This is a genomic window from Pseudoleptotrichia goodfellowii, assembly GCF_007990505.1.
Classification (GTDB): Bacteria; Fusobacteriota; Fusobacteriia; order Fusobacteriales; family Leptotrichiaceae; genus Pseudoleptotrichia; species Pseudoleptotrichia goodfellowii.
In genome coordinates this window covers 1,046,087-1,060,933 of record NZ_AP019822.1, presented here as the reverse complement: position 1 = coordinate 1,060,933, position 14,847 = coordinate 1,046,087, and the positions used below count along the sequence as shown (strand labels likewise).

Below are 14,847 nucleotides of genomic sequence, written 5' to 3'. Positions count from 1 at the left end.
GGAAAAAATGTACTCTAAAATCGAGTCTTTACTGGATGAGTTTTACAAAACGTATTATAAAATTGAAGAAATAAATCTTAATCAGGTTATAAAATGTCTTACCACTACCGAGCTTCATGTAATCGAAGCGATCGGGGAAAAATCCATTACTATGAACGAACTTGCCGAAAAACTCGGCATTACTATGGGAACTGCTTCAGTCGCAGTAAATAAACTTACAGATAAATATTTTATTGAAAGAAGCAGATCTGACGATGACAGAAGAAAAGTATATGTCCAGCTTTCAAAAAAGGGACTGATTGCCTTTAAATATCACGGAAATTTTCATTCCAATATTTTGGAAAAAATAACGACTAAAATTCCTCAAAAAGATTTGGATACGTTTATAAAAGTATTTGAAGCTATAGTTGATAATCTGAATAAAGTAAAAAAAGAAATTCAGCCCGAATCTATACTGAGTTTTGAAAAAGGTGATACTGTTCAGGTATCTTCAATAAAAGGAAGTACCGCAATAAAAAAGTATCTTAACGAAAAAGGAATTGTCATGAAATCTTTGATTAAAATACTTGATATTGACAAGCATATTATTATTTTGCTTGTAAACGGTGAAGAAAAGGTTATAAATATTGACGATGCTACAGATATAATGGTTACGAAAAATTATATTTAACTAAAAAGCTCTTATATTAGGTACTTGAGTTTCAGGACCGAAAAATCAGTCTTTATACTGTCAAGAATCCGACTTTTTGCTAAATCTATCTTAAAAAGGAGCAAACAAACTATGCTATATATGGATGGTATCGGAATATCGTTTTTACTCAAAGAAATAAAAGAAAAAATTATTAATTATAAACTTACGAAGATTTATCAGTACGATAAATCTTCTCTTTCATTTTATTTCGGAAAAAATAATCTTTTATTTCAGGTAAAAGATAATTCGACTATTTGTTATTTAAAAAATGAAAAAGATTTAAACACCGACTTTCAGTCAAAATTTTTACTTTCTTTGAAAAAATACATATTGAACTCTATTTTAATAAATATAAGACAGGAAGACTATGACCGTATAGTTTATTTTGATTTTGAAAAATTGAATCAGTTCGGAGATATAGAAAAATATACTTTAATTTTTGAAATTATGGGAAGAGCAAGTAACATTTTTCTGACTTCTCAGGGGAAAATCCTATCCGCTCTTTATTTCTCATCTTTTGATGAAGGAAACAGAATTATAATGACCGGAGCAAAATATGTTCTTCCTTTTGAAGAAAAAAAAATCTCGCCTGCATACCTTGAAAAAGAAAACTTTCCTTTTGAATCTCCTGAAGATTTCATTAATAAAATAGAGGGAGTAGGAAAAACTTTTTCCAAAGAATGTTTTTCCGACTACAATATTTTTAAAAAATATATTTCCGAATATGAAGCTGTAATGTATGAAAGTAAAAAGCAGAAAATTATGACTTATAACAGATTTTCGGAATATTCGGAAAATGATTTTATTTCCTTTTCTTCTGTTAACGAAGGACTTAACGAATATTTTAAAACTACTATTACTTCCAATGTAATAAACGAAAAAAAGAAAGTTTTATTGAAATACATTGATTCTCAAACAAAGAAATTTGAAAAAATACTGAAAAATATAAATATCGACTTGAATAAAAACAAAAATTATGATAATTACAAAAAAATCGGAGATATTCTCGCTGCAAATATGCACGTTTTAAAGCAGGGTATGAAAGAAATAAAGACTTTTGATTTTTATAATAACAACGAGATAACTATTTCCCTCGATCCGTTATTGTCTCCCAACGATAATCTGAATTTTTATTATAATAAATACAACAAAGGAAAAAGAACAATTACAGCCCTTGAGGCAAGATTTGAAGATATTCGGAATGAGATAAAATATTACGATGAAGTAAAACTGTTTATTGAAAAAGAAACCGACTTTATAGGAATTGAAGAAATTGAAAATGAACTTAAATTCAGTAACAAAAATAAAATTAAGTTAAATAAAGCGAAAAAGCGTGATCTACTCTCTTTTGAATACAAAGGATTTAAAATTTTTGTAGGCAGAAACAATAAAGAAAATGAAGAAATCTCTTTTTCCAAAGGAGGTCCCACAGACATATGGTTTCATGTAAAAGATATTCCCGGAAGTCATGTTTTACTAATAAAAGATAATAAAAATCCCGATTCAGATATTTTGAACTTTGCTGCAAGTCTTGCAGGAAAGTATTCAAAAGGTTCCGAAGGAGATAAAGTAACGGTAGACTATTGTGAAAGAAAGTTTGTAAAAAAAATAAGAAGCTCCAAGCCGGGAAATGTAACTTATTCAAACTTTAATTCTATCAATATAATCATTTAAGTTATATATCGTTAAGTGATTAATTTTATTGACAAATGTTCAAAACTAATGTAAAATTAGAAATATATAAAGATATCTAAGGAGGAAAATAAATGGCAAGTAAAACAGTAGTTATGACAAATCCTACAGGATTACATACAAGACCGGGTGGGGTATTTGTTGCAAAAGCAAAAGAATTTGAAAGTGATGTTTTTGTTGAACACGACGGAAAAAAAGTAAACGGAAAATCATTGTTGAAATTATTATCTATAGGAATTAAAAACGGATCCGAAATTACAGTTCACGCTGAAGGACCTGATGCAGATAAAGCTGTTGAAGTTTTAGGAGAATTATTAGCTACTATCAGAGATTAATTTTGCTGTTTTATAAAAATAAAGAGCTTCGTTCATTATGACTTGGCTCTTTTTTATATTTTCTATATTTTTAATCCAAAATTTTGATTTACATTAAATTACCCTAATTGAAAAATCCGACTAATTTATTTTATAAATTTATGAATCTATCTGCAACTTTCTTATTAAATAATTCATCATGTTCAACAAACAATAATGTCGGTCTGTAATTTAATATCAATTCTTCTATTTGTATTCTACTCATAATATCTATAAAGTTCAAAGGTTCATCCCAAATATACAAATGTGCCTTTTCACAGAGACTTGCTGTTATTAAAATTTTCTTTTTCTGACCTTCACTGTAATCTGAGATATCCTTTTCAAACTGTAAGCTGTTAAAATCCATTTTACTCAGTATTGATAGAAATAATGTTTTATCTATCTGTTTTTCTTCAATGTATTCAAACAAATTCCCTTTTAAATCGGAAGTATCCTGAGAAACATAAGAAATTTTTAAATTTTTTGCACAATAAATATTTCCTGTGTATTTAACATTTTTTCCTATTATCAATTTCAAAATTGTTGATTTTCCGGATCCGTTTTTTCCTGTCAGAGAAATAATTTCTCCCTGATTAATTTTAAAATTTATATCTCTACAGATTAATCTGTTATTGTAAAATAATGAGACGTTTTTAAATTCAATTAATCTTTTGCTGTGAAATATTAAGGGACTTAACTTCAATTTTTCATCTATGTCAATATTGTGAAGTAATTGGGATTTTTCTTCTATTAATCTATCACTTCTTTTTTCTATTGATTTTGCTCTTTTCATCATTTTGGCAGCCATATGTCCGATATATCCTTTATCTCCCATTCCGAGATTTTTTGTTTTTTCTACCTTATCGGACCAGACAGCAACTCTTTTTGAGGATTTTACAAGACGTTTTATCTCCTTTTTCAGTTTCCTATTCTGATATATTTCCAGTTCATCCTGTTGCCGTTTATTTTTTTCCCATGTTGAAAAATTCCCTTTTTGAATTTCAATATTTGTTTTATTAATTGAAAGTATATGATCAATACAGCTGTCTAAAAGATTTCTGTCATGTGAAACGAGAATAAAGCTTTTCTTTCCCTTCAAGTATCTGCTCACAATTTTTCTTGCATTTATATCAAGATGATTTGTAGGTTCATCTATTAGTAAAAAATTATTCTCTTTTAAAAATAAAGCTGCCAATAGTACTTTTGTCTTTTCTCCGCTTGATAAAAGAAAAAACTGATGATTAATTATGTCTTCCTCTATTTCTAAAAGTGAAAATTCTTTCAAAAATTTCCATTCTTCACAATCAGGGCAAATTTCCCTTAAAATTTCCATAGTGCTAAGTTTTTCATTTTTTACTTCATAAGGAAAATATTCAAATGTAACATTTGATGAAACAGTCCCTCTATAATTATATTTCCTCATTAAAATATTCAGAAAAGTTGTTTTTCCTTTTCCGTTTCTTCCTATAAATCCTAATTTCCAATCTGTATCTATTTGAAAGCTGACATTTTCAAAAATCATTTCATAATTATTATCATAGGAAAAAGATAAATTTGATATATTAATTAGTGACATATTTTCCTTTCTTTATACTAAAACTTATTTTTATTACATATTTGATTTATTTTTATAATCATCATCTGTTATTTCTTTTATATAGTTGACTATACCTGTAATAAACTCTTCATTATTTTCAGTATTTCTGCATTTCACACAGCCATTTCCCTGAAAATATTTATACTTGTTATTCTTAAATAGTCTGTTATATATTGAATCTTTTTTTATTGTAAAAGAGATATCGGTATATTTAATTATTTTTTGACCAAAATCATCGTCTGATATATTTGAAATAAAGTAATTACTACTATGTTCAACGCAGGAAGCAAATATATATTTTTATTCTTTTAAAAATATTATTAATATTAAGTCCATCTTTTCTTCAACACAGCCTTTATCCAACCTGTAAATAACGGATGAGGTTTCGTCGGTCTGCTTTTAAATTCAGGATGATACTGGACTGCAAGAAAATAAGGATGTTCTTTAATTTCAATTACTTCCACATAATTTCCGTCAGGCGATAATCCTACTATGTCCATTCCCGCCTGTTCAAATTCATTTTTATATTTACTGTTAAATTCGTATCTGTGTCTATGTCTTTCACTTATTGAAGTTTTTCCGTAAATATTTGCCGCTATACTCTCATCTTTTAAAATACACGGATATGCTCCCAACCTCATTGTTCCGCCCAAATATTCAAGCCCTTCCTGTTCTTCCATAAGGCTTATAATCGGATATTCGGTATCTCTGTCAAATTCTGTGGAAGTAGCATTTTTATGTCCTAACACATTTCTCGCAAATTCCACACATGCCATTTGCATTCCCAAACAAATCCCGAAAAACGGAATTTTATTTTCTCTCGCATATCTTACAGCATCTATTTTTCCTTCTATTCCTCTATCTCCGAAACCTCCCGGAACAAGTATTCCGTCATAGCTTGAAAGTTTTTCTATATCAAAATTTCCCGCTTTAAGATAGTCTATTTCCACTTTCGTATCCAAATTAAATCCTGCATGCTCTATTGCTTCATTGATACTTATGTAGGCATCTTTCAATTCCACATATTTTCCCACAACTGCAACTTTTACAAGTTTTTTCGGATTTTTAAATTTTTCAACCATTTTGCTCCACTCAATCAAAGCAGGTTTTTTATTTTCAATTTTGAAATGTCTGCATATAACATCGGCAAGTCCCAATCTTTCCATTGTCAAAGGTATTTCGTAAAGTGTATCGGCATCCAATGATTCTATTACCGCTTCTTCATCTATATCACAGAATATGGATATTTTTTTCTTAATATTCTGATCTACAGGATGTTCACTTCTCACTATAATTACATCAGGCGAAATTCCCAATCCCTGAAGCATTTTTACACTGTGCTGCGTAGGTTTTGTTTTTAGTTCTCCTGCGGCTTTTAAATAAGGAAGCAAAGTAACATGGATATAAGCTATATTTTCTCTTCCTACTTCTCTTTTGAGCTGTCTTATCGCTTCTATAAAAGGATCACTTTCTATATCTCCTATAGTTCCCCCTATTTCAGTAATAACTATATCAGATTCGCTTTCTTCGGCTGCTTTTATAATATTATATTTTATTTCGTCTGTAACATGAGGAACTGTTTGAACCGTTCCGCCTAAAAATTCACCTTTTCTCTCTTTGGAAATTATTTTAGACATTATTTTCCCTGTTGTAAGATTATTATACTTCGTCAGATCTTCATTTATAAATCTCTCGTAATGTCCCAAGTCTAAGTCCGTTTCCGCACCGTCTTCAGTTACAAAAACTTCTCCGTGCTGATAAGGGCTCATTGTTCCCGGATCTACATTGATATACGGGTCAAATTTTTGAATCGTAACTTTATACCCTCTTTCTTTCAGAAGTCTTCCCAATGAAGAAGCCACAATTCCTTTTCCAAGCGAAGAAACAACTCCGCCCGTAACAAAGATAAACTTTGTCTTGTCGATTTTTACTCTCATTTTTCCTCCTATAATCAAAATTTCTATATGAAAATCCACAAATAAAAAAGATGAAAAAAAAAATTTTCACCTTTATCATGGTTCTTTTTTTAATACCGTTATCGGTTTTAAAAATTTACCCCCGCCTTTTCGAAGTCGACGCAGTTGCGTAAAACCGCGGGTAGCGGAAGTATGAGGGCGACAATGAGCCCTCATATCCATATAATTTCTTATTTTCTTGGAGTTCCTTTTTTGTAAGCTCCTTCAGATCCGAATACTGATACTATTTTTTCTTTATAATAATCTTTCATATAGTTTTTAGCAGGACCTACATATTTTCTAGGATCAAATTCTCCCGGTTTAGTTGCCAAAACTTCTCTGATTCCTGCAGTAAATGCCAATCTTCCGTCAGTATCAACATTTATTTTGGAAACAGCAGATTTTGAAGCTTCTCTTAATTGTTCATCAGGTATACCGATTGCATCGGCAATTTGTCCTCCGAATTTGTTAATCATATCAACAAATTTTTTAGGAACTGATGAAGACCCGTGTAATACTATAGGGAATCCAGGTATTCTTTGTTCGATTTCTTTCAAGATGTCCAATCTGATTTGAGGTTTATCTCCCGGTTTGAATTTGTGAGCCCCGTGAGAAGTTCCTATTGCGATTGCCAATGAATCCACACCTGTTTTTTTAACGAAATCTTCAACTTCATCAGGTTGTGTATAAATGTGTTTATCAGCTACTACATCGTCTTCAACTCCTGCCAACACACCTAATTCAGCTTCTACAGTTACATCATGTTTGTGAGCAAAGTCTGCAACTTCTTTAGATTCTTTTACGTTTTCATCGTAAGGATGATGAGAAGCATCTATCATTACTGAAGAGAATCCGTATTCTATACAATCTTTAGCTTCTTCAAAATTTGGTCCATGATCCAAATGTAATGCCACAGGTATGTCCGACCCTGAAGCTTCAACATAAGCTGTAGCTGCTTTTGCCAACCAAGGTAACATTTCTTTTCCTATGTAACTTCTTGCCCCGGTGGATACTTGAAGTATTACCGGCGACCCCATTTCAACGCATGCTTCAATAATTCCTTGTAACTGTTCCAAATTATTAAAGTTAAAAGCCGGAACTGAGTACCCTTCTTTGTTTGCTTTTGCAAACATTTCTTTTGTGTTGCTTAATCCTAAATCTTTAAAATGATATTTCATTTTACAGCCTCCTAAAATATATAATATTATCTGTTTATTAGCTTAAATACATACTATCAGATTTTTACATAAAAATCAATTTATTTTTACTTATTATTTTCACTTATTTCTCAAAAAGTTATTTTATCCTGCTTTCCTCTATCAGCTGTTCGACAGAATTTCCCCGAAGAACGTTTTTATCTGTAAATCCCGGAATACCTTCCACTCTTCCTCTGTTGGAAAACTGCCACATTACCCATCTATCATCTTCAGCCAGTTGAGGTACAAACTTTATATCTCTTATCCACAGTTTATTTTCAGGAAATTCTCCCTGAATATAGGCTTTATAAGTATAGTATGTAACATATATTATCACTCTTTTCTTATAATGCTCTTCTAATTTCTCTATCAGATTACGCAACTCGAGCAAAACCCTTTTTTTAGGATATTTTGTCGGTATTTCCAAATCGATTATCGGCGGCAAAGCCTTGTCATAATCAGGCACTTTACTTATATAATAATCAGCCTGTGCATTTCCGCTGCTGAGCATAGAGAAAAAATGATACGCTCCCACAGTAAAACCGTTTAATCTCGCATTATTCCAGTTATATGAAAAATCCGTATCGAGAAAATCTTTACCTTCTGTCGCTTTCATTATTACAAACTTATACTTTTTACTCACTTTTTTCCAATTTATTTTTTCCTGATGATGAGATATATCTATTCCCTGTATTTTGTATAACTTGGCAAAAATATCGTTATGATAGAAATATCCTGAAAATTCAAGATAAATCGCTGCACATCCCAAAACAACGAGAAAAAATAAAAATTTAAAAATTTTCTTCATTTTATCTCCTATCCATAGCCATGGATATTACTTTATAACGGTCAATCCTCCCATATAAGGAACTAAGGCTTCAGGAACTTTTATACTTCCGTCTTCCTGTTGATAGTTTTCCATTATAGCAAGTAATGTTCTTCCCACAGCTAATCCCGATCCATTTAATGTGTGAACAAAATAGCTTTTTCCGTTTTCTTTCGATCTGTATTTTATCATCGCTCTTCTCGCCTGAAAATCTTCAGTATTGGAACACGAAGAAATTTCTCTGTATTTATCCTGACTTGGCACCCAAACTTCTATATCATAAGTTTTTGACGCACTGAATCCTATGTCTCCGCTGCATAATGCTATTACTCTGTAAGGTAATTCCAGTTTCTGCAATATTCTTTCTGCGTTGGAAACCATTTTTTCCAATTCTTCGTAAGAACTTTCAGGATGCACTATTTTTACCATTTCCACTTTATTAAACTGATGCTGTCTTATAATTCCTTTTAAATCTTTTCCTCCCGAGCCTGCTTCTTTTCTGAAACATGCAGTAAATCCGCAGTAATATTTAGGAAGTTCTTCTTCGGACAGGATTTCTCCGTTATGAAGATTTGTCAATGTAACTTCTGCTGTAGGTATTAAAAACAAATCTTCTTCTTCGATTTTATACATATCATCTTCAAATTTAGGCAATTGACCTGTTCCTGTCATTATTTCTCTTTTTGCCATTTGAGGTGTCATTATTTCTTCAAAACCGTGTTCTGTCGTATGAGTATCAAGCATAAAGTTGATTAATGCTCTTTCCAGTCTTGCAGCCTGCCCTTTATATACTGTAAATCTTGACCCTGCCAATTTTGAACCTCTTTCAAAATCTAAAATTTCGAGATTTACACCTAATTCATCATGAGATTTCGGAGTAAAATCAAACTTTTTAGGTTCTCCCCATTTTCTTATTTCTACATTGTCATCTTCACTTTCTCCTACAGGAGTTGTTTCGTGAAGTTTATTAGGTATAGTAAAAGTAAGTTTTACCTGTTTTTCATCTATTTCAGCAAGTTTTTTATCAAGCTCTTTTATTTTCCCGCTCACTTCCTGCATTCTGTCCAGTAACTCCGCAGCATCTTTTCCTTCTTTTTTATATTTTCCTATAAGAGTACTTGATTCATTTCTCTCTTTTTTAAGCATTTCGACTTCCTGTAAAACATTTCTTCTTTCTTCATCAAGAGCCAATAAACCGTCCAAATCAAAGTCACTTTTTCTGTTTTTCAGATATTCTCTTACTTTTTCGGCATTTTCTCTTATATATCTCATCTCCAACATACTTTTTCTCTCCTTTTCTATTTTTTATTTTTTAAATAATTATATAATATTTTTTTGCTTTCCGATAATTTATCATAATCTTTTTCATTTATTTCGAGTTCCAATTTTGAAATACTTTGAATATTATATTTTTTCACAATCTTATCATAATTTTCATTATAAATCTTTTTATAAAGTAAATCTGTTTTATTATTAATAAAATATTCAATGCTGTTTTTACACGAATAGTTTATATATTCATTTTCCGATTTCACAAAATAATTTATTATGTTTCTCACAATTTCATCTGTCTGTTCCCTGTTTTTATTAAAATCTCCGACTTCATCAAGTAAAAACTCTACAAAAAAAGTTTTTATAAGTTTATTGCAGTCACTTGAAATTAAAGAAATTTTATACATTATTTCCAGAAATTCTTCTTTATTTCTGTGAAGCAACTCATTTCCGAGTTTAACTGAATGTATCGAGTCTTTATTCACAAGAGAACGCCTGAAACTTTCTTTCAGCCTGTTTTTTTCATACTTTGAAAGTCTGTCTATTCTTTTGTTTTTCTCTTTATATGTATATAAAAACTCTTCTTCTACAACATTTTCTATTGTTTTATCTTTTGTCTGAAAATAGATATATCCCAATTCCAAAAGAAAAGAAGGCTCTCTTTTTGTTATTTCATATTTTTCATTTATTACAAAATACTTTCTTTTTTCAAAACAGTTTTTATGCTGATCTACAAACTCTGAAAATGTTTTTATATGACACAAACTCTGTTTTTGCTCTTTACTTTTTTCCAACAGTATACTTCCTCCCGAATTTTGCCTTTAATTAAAAATTATACTATTTTTTTCAAATAATTTCAAACTCCATTTTTAAAACAAGCAAATTTTCTATATCACGATTTATTTTTACAATATCTTTTTCAGTAGTTATCACATAATCATAATTTTTGCTTTCAACAGATATTTCCTCTATTTCCTCTTCATTGTAAGAATGATGATCGGCAAATTTTATTTCATCAATTTTTTCAGGCCCGACTTTTTTCACAGTGTCATAAAAAGTTTTAGGATTGGCTATTGAAGAAAATATAAGCACATTTTTATTTTTAATTATATCCGACTCAAAAATTTCGCCTTTTACATTATAAAAATGATTTTCTTTAAATACAGCAACAGAAATCGGCTTATTATATTTTTTTATTCTGTCTTTTATCATTTTCACAACATCATTTTTCACATAGTTACTTTTCGTAATTATAATTTCATCGGCTCTTTTCAGTTCATTTATCGATTCCCGTAATCTTCCTTTCGGCAAATATTCATCTCCTCCGAAAGGATTTGTCGCATCTATCAGAACTATGTTTTTATCTTTTTTCAGCTTTCTATGCTGAAATCCGTCGTCCATTATTATAAAATCGACACTGCATTTATTCCTCAAATAAACAGCTCCTTCGTATCTGTCTTTAGAAACAACTACAGGCACTTGAAGGTTTAAAGCATGAAGGTACGCTTCATCTCCCGATTCCGAAGGCTTTGCAACTATCTCTTTTTCATTTCTGACAAGCATAGTGTCCACAGCTCTTTTGCCCTTGTATCCTCTGCTTAAAACACCGACTTTTTTACCTTCACTCAAATATTTTCTCACAAAATACTGAACTGCAGGAGTTTTTCCCGAACCTCCTGCTACTATATTCCCTACGCAAATAATTTCTACATTTTCTACTTCTCTTGTTTTCAACAATTTCAGGTCATACAGTTTATTCCTTATAAAAACTGCAAATCCGTATAATAAAGATAAAAATTTCATTTTGAATACTTCCTCCAAATACTGAATTAATCCCCGTTGCTCTCTCTTAAACTGTTGTAAATTTCCTCGATTCTGCGAAATCTGTTTCTTATTCCCGACTTGGAAACTTCAAGCAAATCTGCCAGTTCCTGCAAAGACATTTCTTCATTTTCCAGTCTTATTTCAGCAGTTTCCCTTAAAATACCCGACAACTCCGCCAATCCCATTTCACTGTCAATATATTTTATCATTTTTATCTGTTTTTCCGAAGTTGAAAGCTTTTTAGTTTCATTGGCAATTTCCCAATTCATGTTTCTATTTATTTTATTTCTTATTTCTTTATTAATAGTTACTTCTTCAAATTCAAAAAACGAAGTAACTCCGCCGATGAGAAAAATAATATCAAGTATATCTTCGGAATTTCTTAAGTAAACCAGACTTTTGGACTTTTTGTCGGTATGGGAAACTTTTTTCCCCATCTGTTTAAACAAATAATATAAAAAAGTAGCCGAATCTTCAGTATCTATAAAAAAATCCAGAGCATAACCTTTTTCGGGAGATTTCACATAACCGCAACTTATGAAAAATCCCCTTATTATTCCTGCCAGTTGATGCTCAGTTTTTTCTTCCGAAAAGTTTTTATGTGAAAACAATTTTTTCAATAATTTATCATATTCTTTTTTATTATTCTTAGTAACAATGATTTTTACTTCATATATTTTATGTGCTCCAAGTCTGTTACTCATGGAATATTTCAAGTAAATATCCATTTCAGTAATCGCCTTTAAGTTTGAATAAACTCTTTTTGCAAGGGAAACATTCTCGGTGCTGAAATTTACTCCTTTTTCGCTTATAATATCTTTGGAAATAAAAATCCCGAAAAGCTCTGCGTAAATTTCTTCTTTATTTTCTATTTCTTTATTAAAAAGTTCTCTTTTCAATGTTGCCGAAAAGGACATATTTCCTCCGTTTCCGATTATAAATTAATATTCCACTTTATTTGATAGATTTCCGGCATTATCATAAAAATTCCATGTTCCGCGTCTTTTATTATCGGATACTTTCCCTTCAAAACTTACATTTCCGCTTTGATAGTAACCTTTTACATTGCCTTCTCTTCCAACTATATCCGCTTCATAAAATAATGTTCCGTTCTCATAATAAACATTCATTTTACCGTTTATTTCATCGTCGGCATAGTTTATCACGGATTTTTTAATTCCGTTTGAAAACCATTCGGTAAATACTCCATTCTTTTTACCGTCCTGATAATCTCCGCTTTTTCTTTTGTTTCCGTTAGAATAATATTCATTCCACGCTCCGTCAAGTTTATCATTTTTATAATTTCCGACTGTTTCTTTTCCGCCTGTACTTGTGTAATATAATATATATTTACCGTTTAATTCATTATTTTTGTATTCATAACTTTTCCAAAGGAGTCCGCTTTCAGTATAGATTTTCCATAATCCTTCTTTTTTCCCGTCACCGTACTTTCCTGTTGTAAACATATTTCCGTTACTGTAATACTCGTTATACTGCCCGTCGATAATCCCGCCTTTCAATGTTACATCTAGCAGTCTTCCCCCTGTATCATGTATTCTGAAATTTCCGGAATTGGATATTTCATATGTTGAGTCGCTGACTCTTTTCAGTTTTAAATTATCGCTTTCAGTCTGTACATAATTTGTAATATAAATCTTATTAAAATGTATTCTGTAATCTGCATATACATCCTGTCCGTAAGAAATTACAGCCATTAAAAATAATAATACCGTTAAAATAATATAATTTTTTTTCATTATTTAAAATCTCCTTATTTTTTATTTCTTTCATGGGTAAATACCGTGAGCACCAAAATTGAAGTTACAAGTACGCTTAACATCATTGCAGGAGGATAAACAAATATAGAAATTATAAGTCCTGCAATTTTTATTAATATATCTATATGCAACCAATTTCTTCTTTTTACTGTTTTTTCTTTTAATTTTTTATTATTTTCATTCGCTTTTTCCAACGCTTTACTCAATTCTATATTTACATAAGTAACCGCAAGAACTATAATGCCGTAAAATACCTGAGCTGTGCTGCTGTAAAAATATGAATTTACAAAACTTGTCGTGTAAGGAAACCATGATGAAAAGAACAATAAAATTACACTCCACCATACTACACTTTTGGAAATTTTTTCTACTTTATGCCATTCATTATGCAGATTTACCCACATTGTTCCGAGCCAGAAAAAAGAAAGCGTATAAGAAAAATAGCTTGTTCTTAATTCCCATATAGCTCTTAAAGTAGGCTCCGAAGGTTTTTCCAGCTCCAATACAAGTATTGTCATAATAATAGCAAGTACCGCATCTGTAAATGCCGTTAAACGTTCCTTGTTCACTAATTTCTCCTTTATCTTTTAATTTGCAGCACTATCCAGCCATAAAAGATGCTCTTTTATTCTTTTTTGTATATTATCATCGACTTTTTTAGCGTTTCTTTCTTTTAAAAATTCTTCCAACTGTTCGGCAGTCAATGTTTCATAAGTCATTCTTTCTATTTTTTTCCCCTCTTTAACATAAGTGCCGGGCTGAGCCGAAAAATAAGTAAAATAAACTTTATCAAATTCTTTCGTTACAAAATCCAGTCTCGGATAACCGTCTTTATCATAGTAACTCGGAGAGTTTGCTTTCAGATAGCTATATGCCACTTTATATTTATCTCCGTCTTTAATAACATGAATAATGTAATTGGTGTCTTCCCAATTATCCTCTTCCATTTCAAATCTAAAATTTGCAGGCATTTTTTTATTTGTATTGTAAATTACAGCCTGCGGTGTATTAAAATCCTTACTTTCCAATGAAAATGATATTATTCCTATTAAAAACAATAGGAAAAATGCTAATTTTTTTAACATTATGCCCTCCTTGTAATATATTACTTTATACCTGATTTTTTAAAATAACTTTTCAGAGTTCTCTGCACTGTAAATTCCGGTCAGCAGAAAACAAACATTTATTTAAGATATATTTTACCATTAAAACCCTTAAAAATCAATATTATGAAGTTATTTCTTTTATATATCGGGATTCCTGTAAAATATCCCTTCACTAAAACACCCGAACCGAACTCAATTTATCCATAAGTTCAATTTGGGCAAAAATATTTTATAAAACAGGTTACTTAAAAAATATAATAATTACTCGGCTTTCAAATAATACAGTTCAGTATAGTAATCTCCCTGCATATCTCTATGCTCTGTATTTGCTTCTCCTATAAATAGTCCGACATTCATAAGCTCATCTCCTCCGACTTTATTGAGGGTGCCTTTATTTTTCTTATTTACTGTATAATCAAGATTTTCATTTAATCCTGTCAGCCTTACTCTTTTAAATCCTTCGTTCACTTCGACCGATTTTCTGTAATATCCTACTAATGCTTCTTTTTTATCCTTGCTTACCATCATCCAAACTGTATCATTACTTTCAAAAGGTG

The 14,847-nt window shown here is 30.6% G+C and carries 15 protein-coding genes; 3 read left to right on the top strand and 12 right to left on the bottom strand.

What is annotated here, in order from left to right:
• Window positions 1–7 precede the first annotated feature (7 nt).
• The 3 genes from FVE72_RS05315 to FVE72_RS05305 all read left to right on the top strand — a co-directional run bounded on the left by FVE72_RS05315 (window position 8) and on the right by FVE72_RS05305 (window position 2,718).
• Window positions 8–670 (top strand): MarR family winged helix-turn-helix transcriptional regulator, encoded by a 663-nt coding sequence (locus tag FVE72_RS05315; protein ID WP_006806482.1) that lies wholly within the window; start codon window positions 8–10, stop codon window positions 668–670.
• Window positions 671–781: 111 nt separating this feature from the next.
• Window positions 782–2,365, top strand: a complete 1,584-nt coding sequence (locus FVE72_RS05310; protein ID WP_146966411.1) for an Rqc2 family fibronectin-binding protein — start codon at window positions 782–784, stop codon at window positions 2,363–2,365.
• A 92-nt stretch (window positions 2,366–2,457) separates the two neighbouring features.
• The gene (locus FVE72_RS05305) at window positions 2,458–2,718 is read left to right on the top strand and encodes an HPr family phosphocarrier protein (RefSeq protein ID WP_006806484.1); all 261 of its coding nucleotides are present in this window, start codon (window positions 2,458–2,460) and stop codon (window positions 2,716–2,718) included.
• A gap of 130 nt (window positions 2,719–2,848) precedes the next feature.
• On the opposite strand, the gene abc-f is transcribed toward FVE72_RS05305, so the two are convergent.
• The 12 genes from abc-f to FVE72_RS11440 all read right to left on the bottom strand — a co-directional run bounded on the left by abc-f (window position 2,849) and on the right by FVE72_RS11440 (window position 14,815).
• Window positions 2,849–4,312 (bottom strand): ribosomal protection-like ABC-F family protein, encoded by a 1,464-nt coding sequence (abc-f, locus tag FVE72_RS05300; protein WP_026737547.1) that lies wholly within the window; start codon window positions 4,310–4,312, stop codon window positions 2,849–2,851.
• A 347-nt stretch (window positions 4,313–4,659) separates the two neighbouring features.
• Window positions 4,660–6,270 carry a CTP synthase gene (locus FVE72_RS05295; protein WP_146966409.1) on the bottom strand — a complete coding sequence of 537 codons (1,611 nt, stop codon included), beginning with the start codon at window positions 6,268–6,270 and terminating at the stop codon, window positions 4,660–4,662.
• A 209-nt stretch (window positions 6,271–6,479) separates the two neighbouring features.
• Window positions 6,480–7,466 carry a class II fructose-bisphosphate aldolase gene (locus FVE72_RS05290; protein WP_026737545.1) on the bottom strand — a complete coding sequence of 329 codons (987 nt, stop codon included), beginning with the start codon at window positions 7,464–7,466 and terminating at the stop codon, window positions 6,480–6,482.
• A gap of 118 nt (window positions 7,467–7,584) precedes the next feature.
• Window positions 7,585–8,292, bottom strand: coding sequence for a glycoside hydrolase family 25 protein (locus FVE72_RS05285; RefSeq protein ID WP_026737544.1), 708 nt, complete (start codon window positions 8,290–8,292; stop codon window positions 7,585–7,587).
• 27 nt (window positions 8,293–8,319) lie between these two features.
• Window positions 8,320–9,591: a serine--tRNA ligase gene (gene serS / locus FVE72_RS05280; protein WP_026737543.1), complete on the bottom strand. Its 1,272-nt coding sequence runs from the start codon at window positions 9,589–9,591 to the stop codon at window positions 8,320–8,322.
• A 17-nt stretch (window positions 9,592–9,608) separates the two neighbouring features.
• Window positions 9,609–10,376 (bottom strand): hypothetical protein, encoded by a 768-nt coding sequence (locus tag FVE72_RS05275; RefSeq protein WP_026737542.1) that lies wholly within the window; start codon window positions 10,374–10,376, stop codon window positions 9,609–9,611.
• 52 nt (window positions 10,377–10,428) lie between these two features.
• Complete coding sequence (gene lpxK / locus FVE72_RS05270) at window positions 10,429–11,385, bottom strand: tetraacyldisaccharide 4'-kinase (RefSeq protein WP_026737541.1); 957 nt, start codon at window positions 11,383–11,385, stop codon at window positions 10,429–10,431.
• A gap of 26 nt (window positions 11,386–11,411) precedes the next feature.
• On the bottom strand, window positions 11,412–12,323 hold the full coding sequence (gene whiA, locus FVE72_RS05265) for a DNA-binding protein WhiA (protein ID WP_026737540.1): 912 nt from the start codon (window positions 12,321–12,323) through the stop codon (window positions 11,412–11,414).
• A 24-nt stretch (window positions 12,324–12,347) separates the two neighbouring features.
• Window positions 12,348–13,163 (bottom strand): toxin-antitoxin system YwqK family antitoxin, encoded by an 816-nt coding sequence (locus FVE72_RS05260; RefSeq protein ID WP_146966406.1) that lies wholly within the window; start codon window positions 13,161–13,163, stop codon window positions 12,348–12,350.
• Between the two features lie 14 nt (window positions 13,164–13,177).
• Window positions 13,178–13,753, bottom strand: coding sequence for a TMEM175 family protein (locus FVE72_RS05255; protein WP_026737538.1), 576 nt, complete (start codon window positions 13,751–13,753; stop codon window positions 13,178–13,180).
• An 18-nt stretch (window positions 13,754–13,771) separates the two neighbouring features.
• On the bottom strand, window positions 13,772–14,269 hold the full coding sequence (locus FVE72_RS05250) for a hypothetical protein (protein ID WP_006806628.1): 498 nt from the start codon (window positions 14,267–14,269) through the stop codon (window positions 13,772–13,774).
• Window positions 14,270–14,551: 282 nt separating this feature from the next.
• A complete protein-coding gene (locus tag FVE72_RS11440) occupies window positions 14,552–14,815 on the bottom strand; it encodes a GH36 C-terminal domain-containing protein (RefSeq protein WP_232049504.1) in 264 nt (87 codons plus the stop codon).
• Between the last annotated feature and the right edge of the window lie 32 nt (window positions 14,816–14,847).

Excerpts from the sequence above, each read along its gene's own strand:
- FVE72_RS05315 (WP_006806482.1), top strand. The coding sequence starts at position 8 with ATGTACTCTAAAATCGAGTCTTTACTGGATGAGTTTTACAAAACGTAT.
- FVE72_RS05310 (WP_146966411.1), top strand. The coding sequence starts at position 782 with ATGCTATATATGGATGGTATCGGAATATCGTTTTTACTCAAAGAAATA.
- FVE72_RS05305 (WP_006806484.1), top strand. The coding sequence starts at position 2,458 with ATGGCAAGTAAAACAGTAGTTATGACAAATCCTACAGGATTACATACA.
- abc-f (WP_026737547.1), bottom strand. The coding sequence starts at position 4,312 with ATGTCACTAATTAATATATCAAATTTATCTTTTTCCTATGATAATAAT.
- FVE72_RS05295 (WP_146966409.1), bottom strand. The coding sequence starts at position 6,270 with ATGAGAGTAAAAATCGACAAGACAAAGTTTATCTTTGTTACGGGCGGA.
- FVE72_RS05290 (WP_026737545.1), bottom strand. The coding sequence starts at position 7,466 with ATGAAATATCATTTTAAAGATTTAGGATTAAGCAACACAAAAGAAATG.
- FVE72_RS05285 (WP_026737544.1), bottom strand. The coding sequence starts at position 8,292 with ATGAAGAAAATTTTTAAATTTTTATTTTTTCTCGTTGTTTTGGGATGT.
- serS (WP_026737543.1), bottom strand. The coding sequence starts at position 9,591 with ATGTTGGAGATGAGATATATAAGAGAAAATGCCGAAAAAGTAAGAGAA.
- lpxK (WP_026737541.1), bottom strand. The coding sequence starts at position 11,385 with ATGAAATTTTTATCTTTATTATACGGATTTGCAGTTTTTATAAGGAAT.
- whiA (WP_026737540.1), bottom strand. The coding sequence starts at position 12,323 with ATGTCCTTTTCGGCAACATTGAAAAGAGAACTTTTTAATAAAGAAATA.
- FVE72_RS05260 (WP_146966406.1), bottom strand. The coding sequence starts at position 13,163 with ATGAAAAAAAATTATATTATTTTAACGGTATTATTATTTTTAATGGCT.
- FVE72_RS05250 (WP_006806628.1), bottom strand. The coding sequence starts at position 14,269 with ATGTTAAAAAAATTAGCATTTTTCCTATTGTTTTTAATAGGAATAATA.
- FVE72_RS11440 (WP_232049504.1), bottom strand. The coding sequence starts at position 14,815 with ATGGTAAGCAAGGATAAAAAAGAAGCATTAGTAGGATATTACAGAAAA.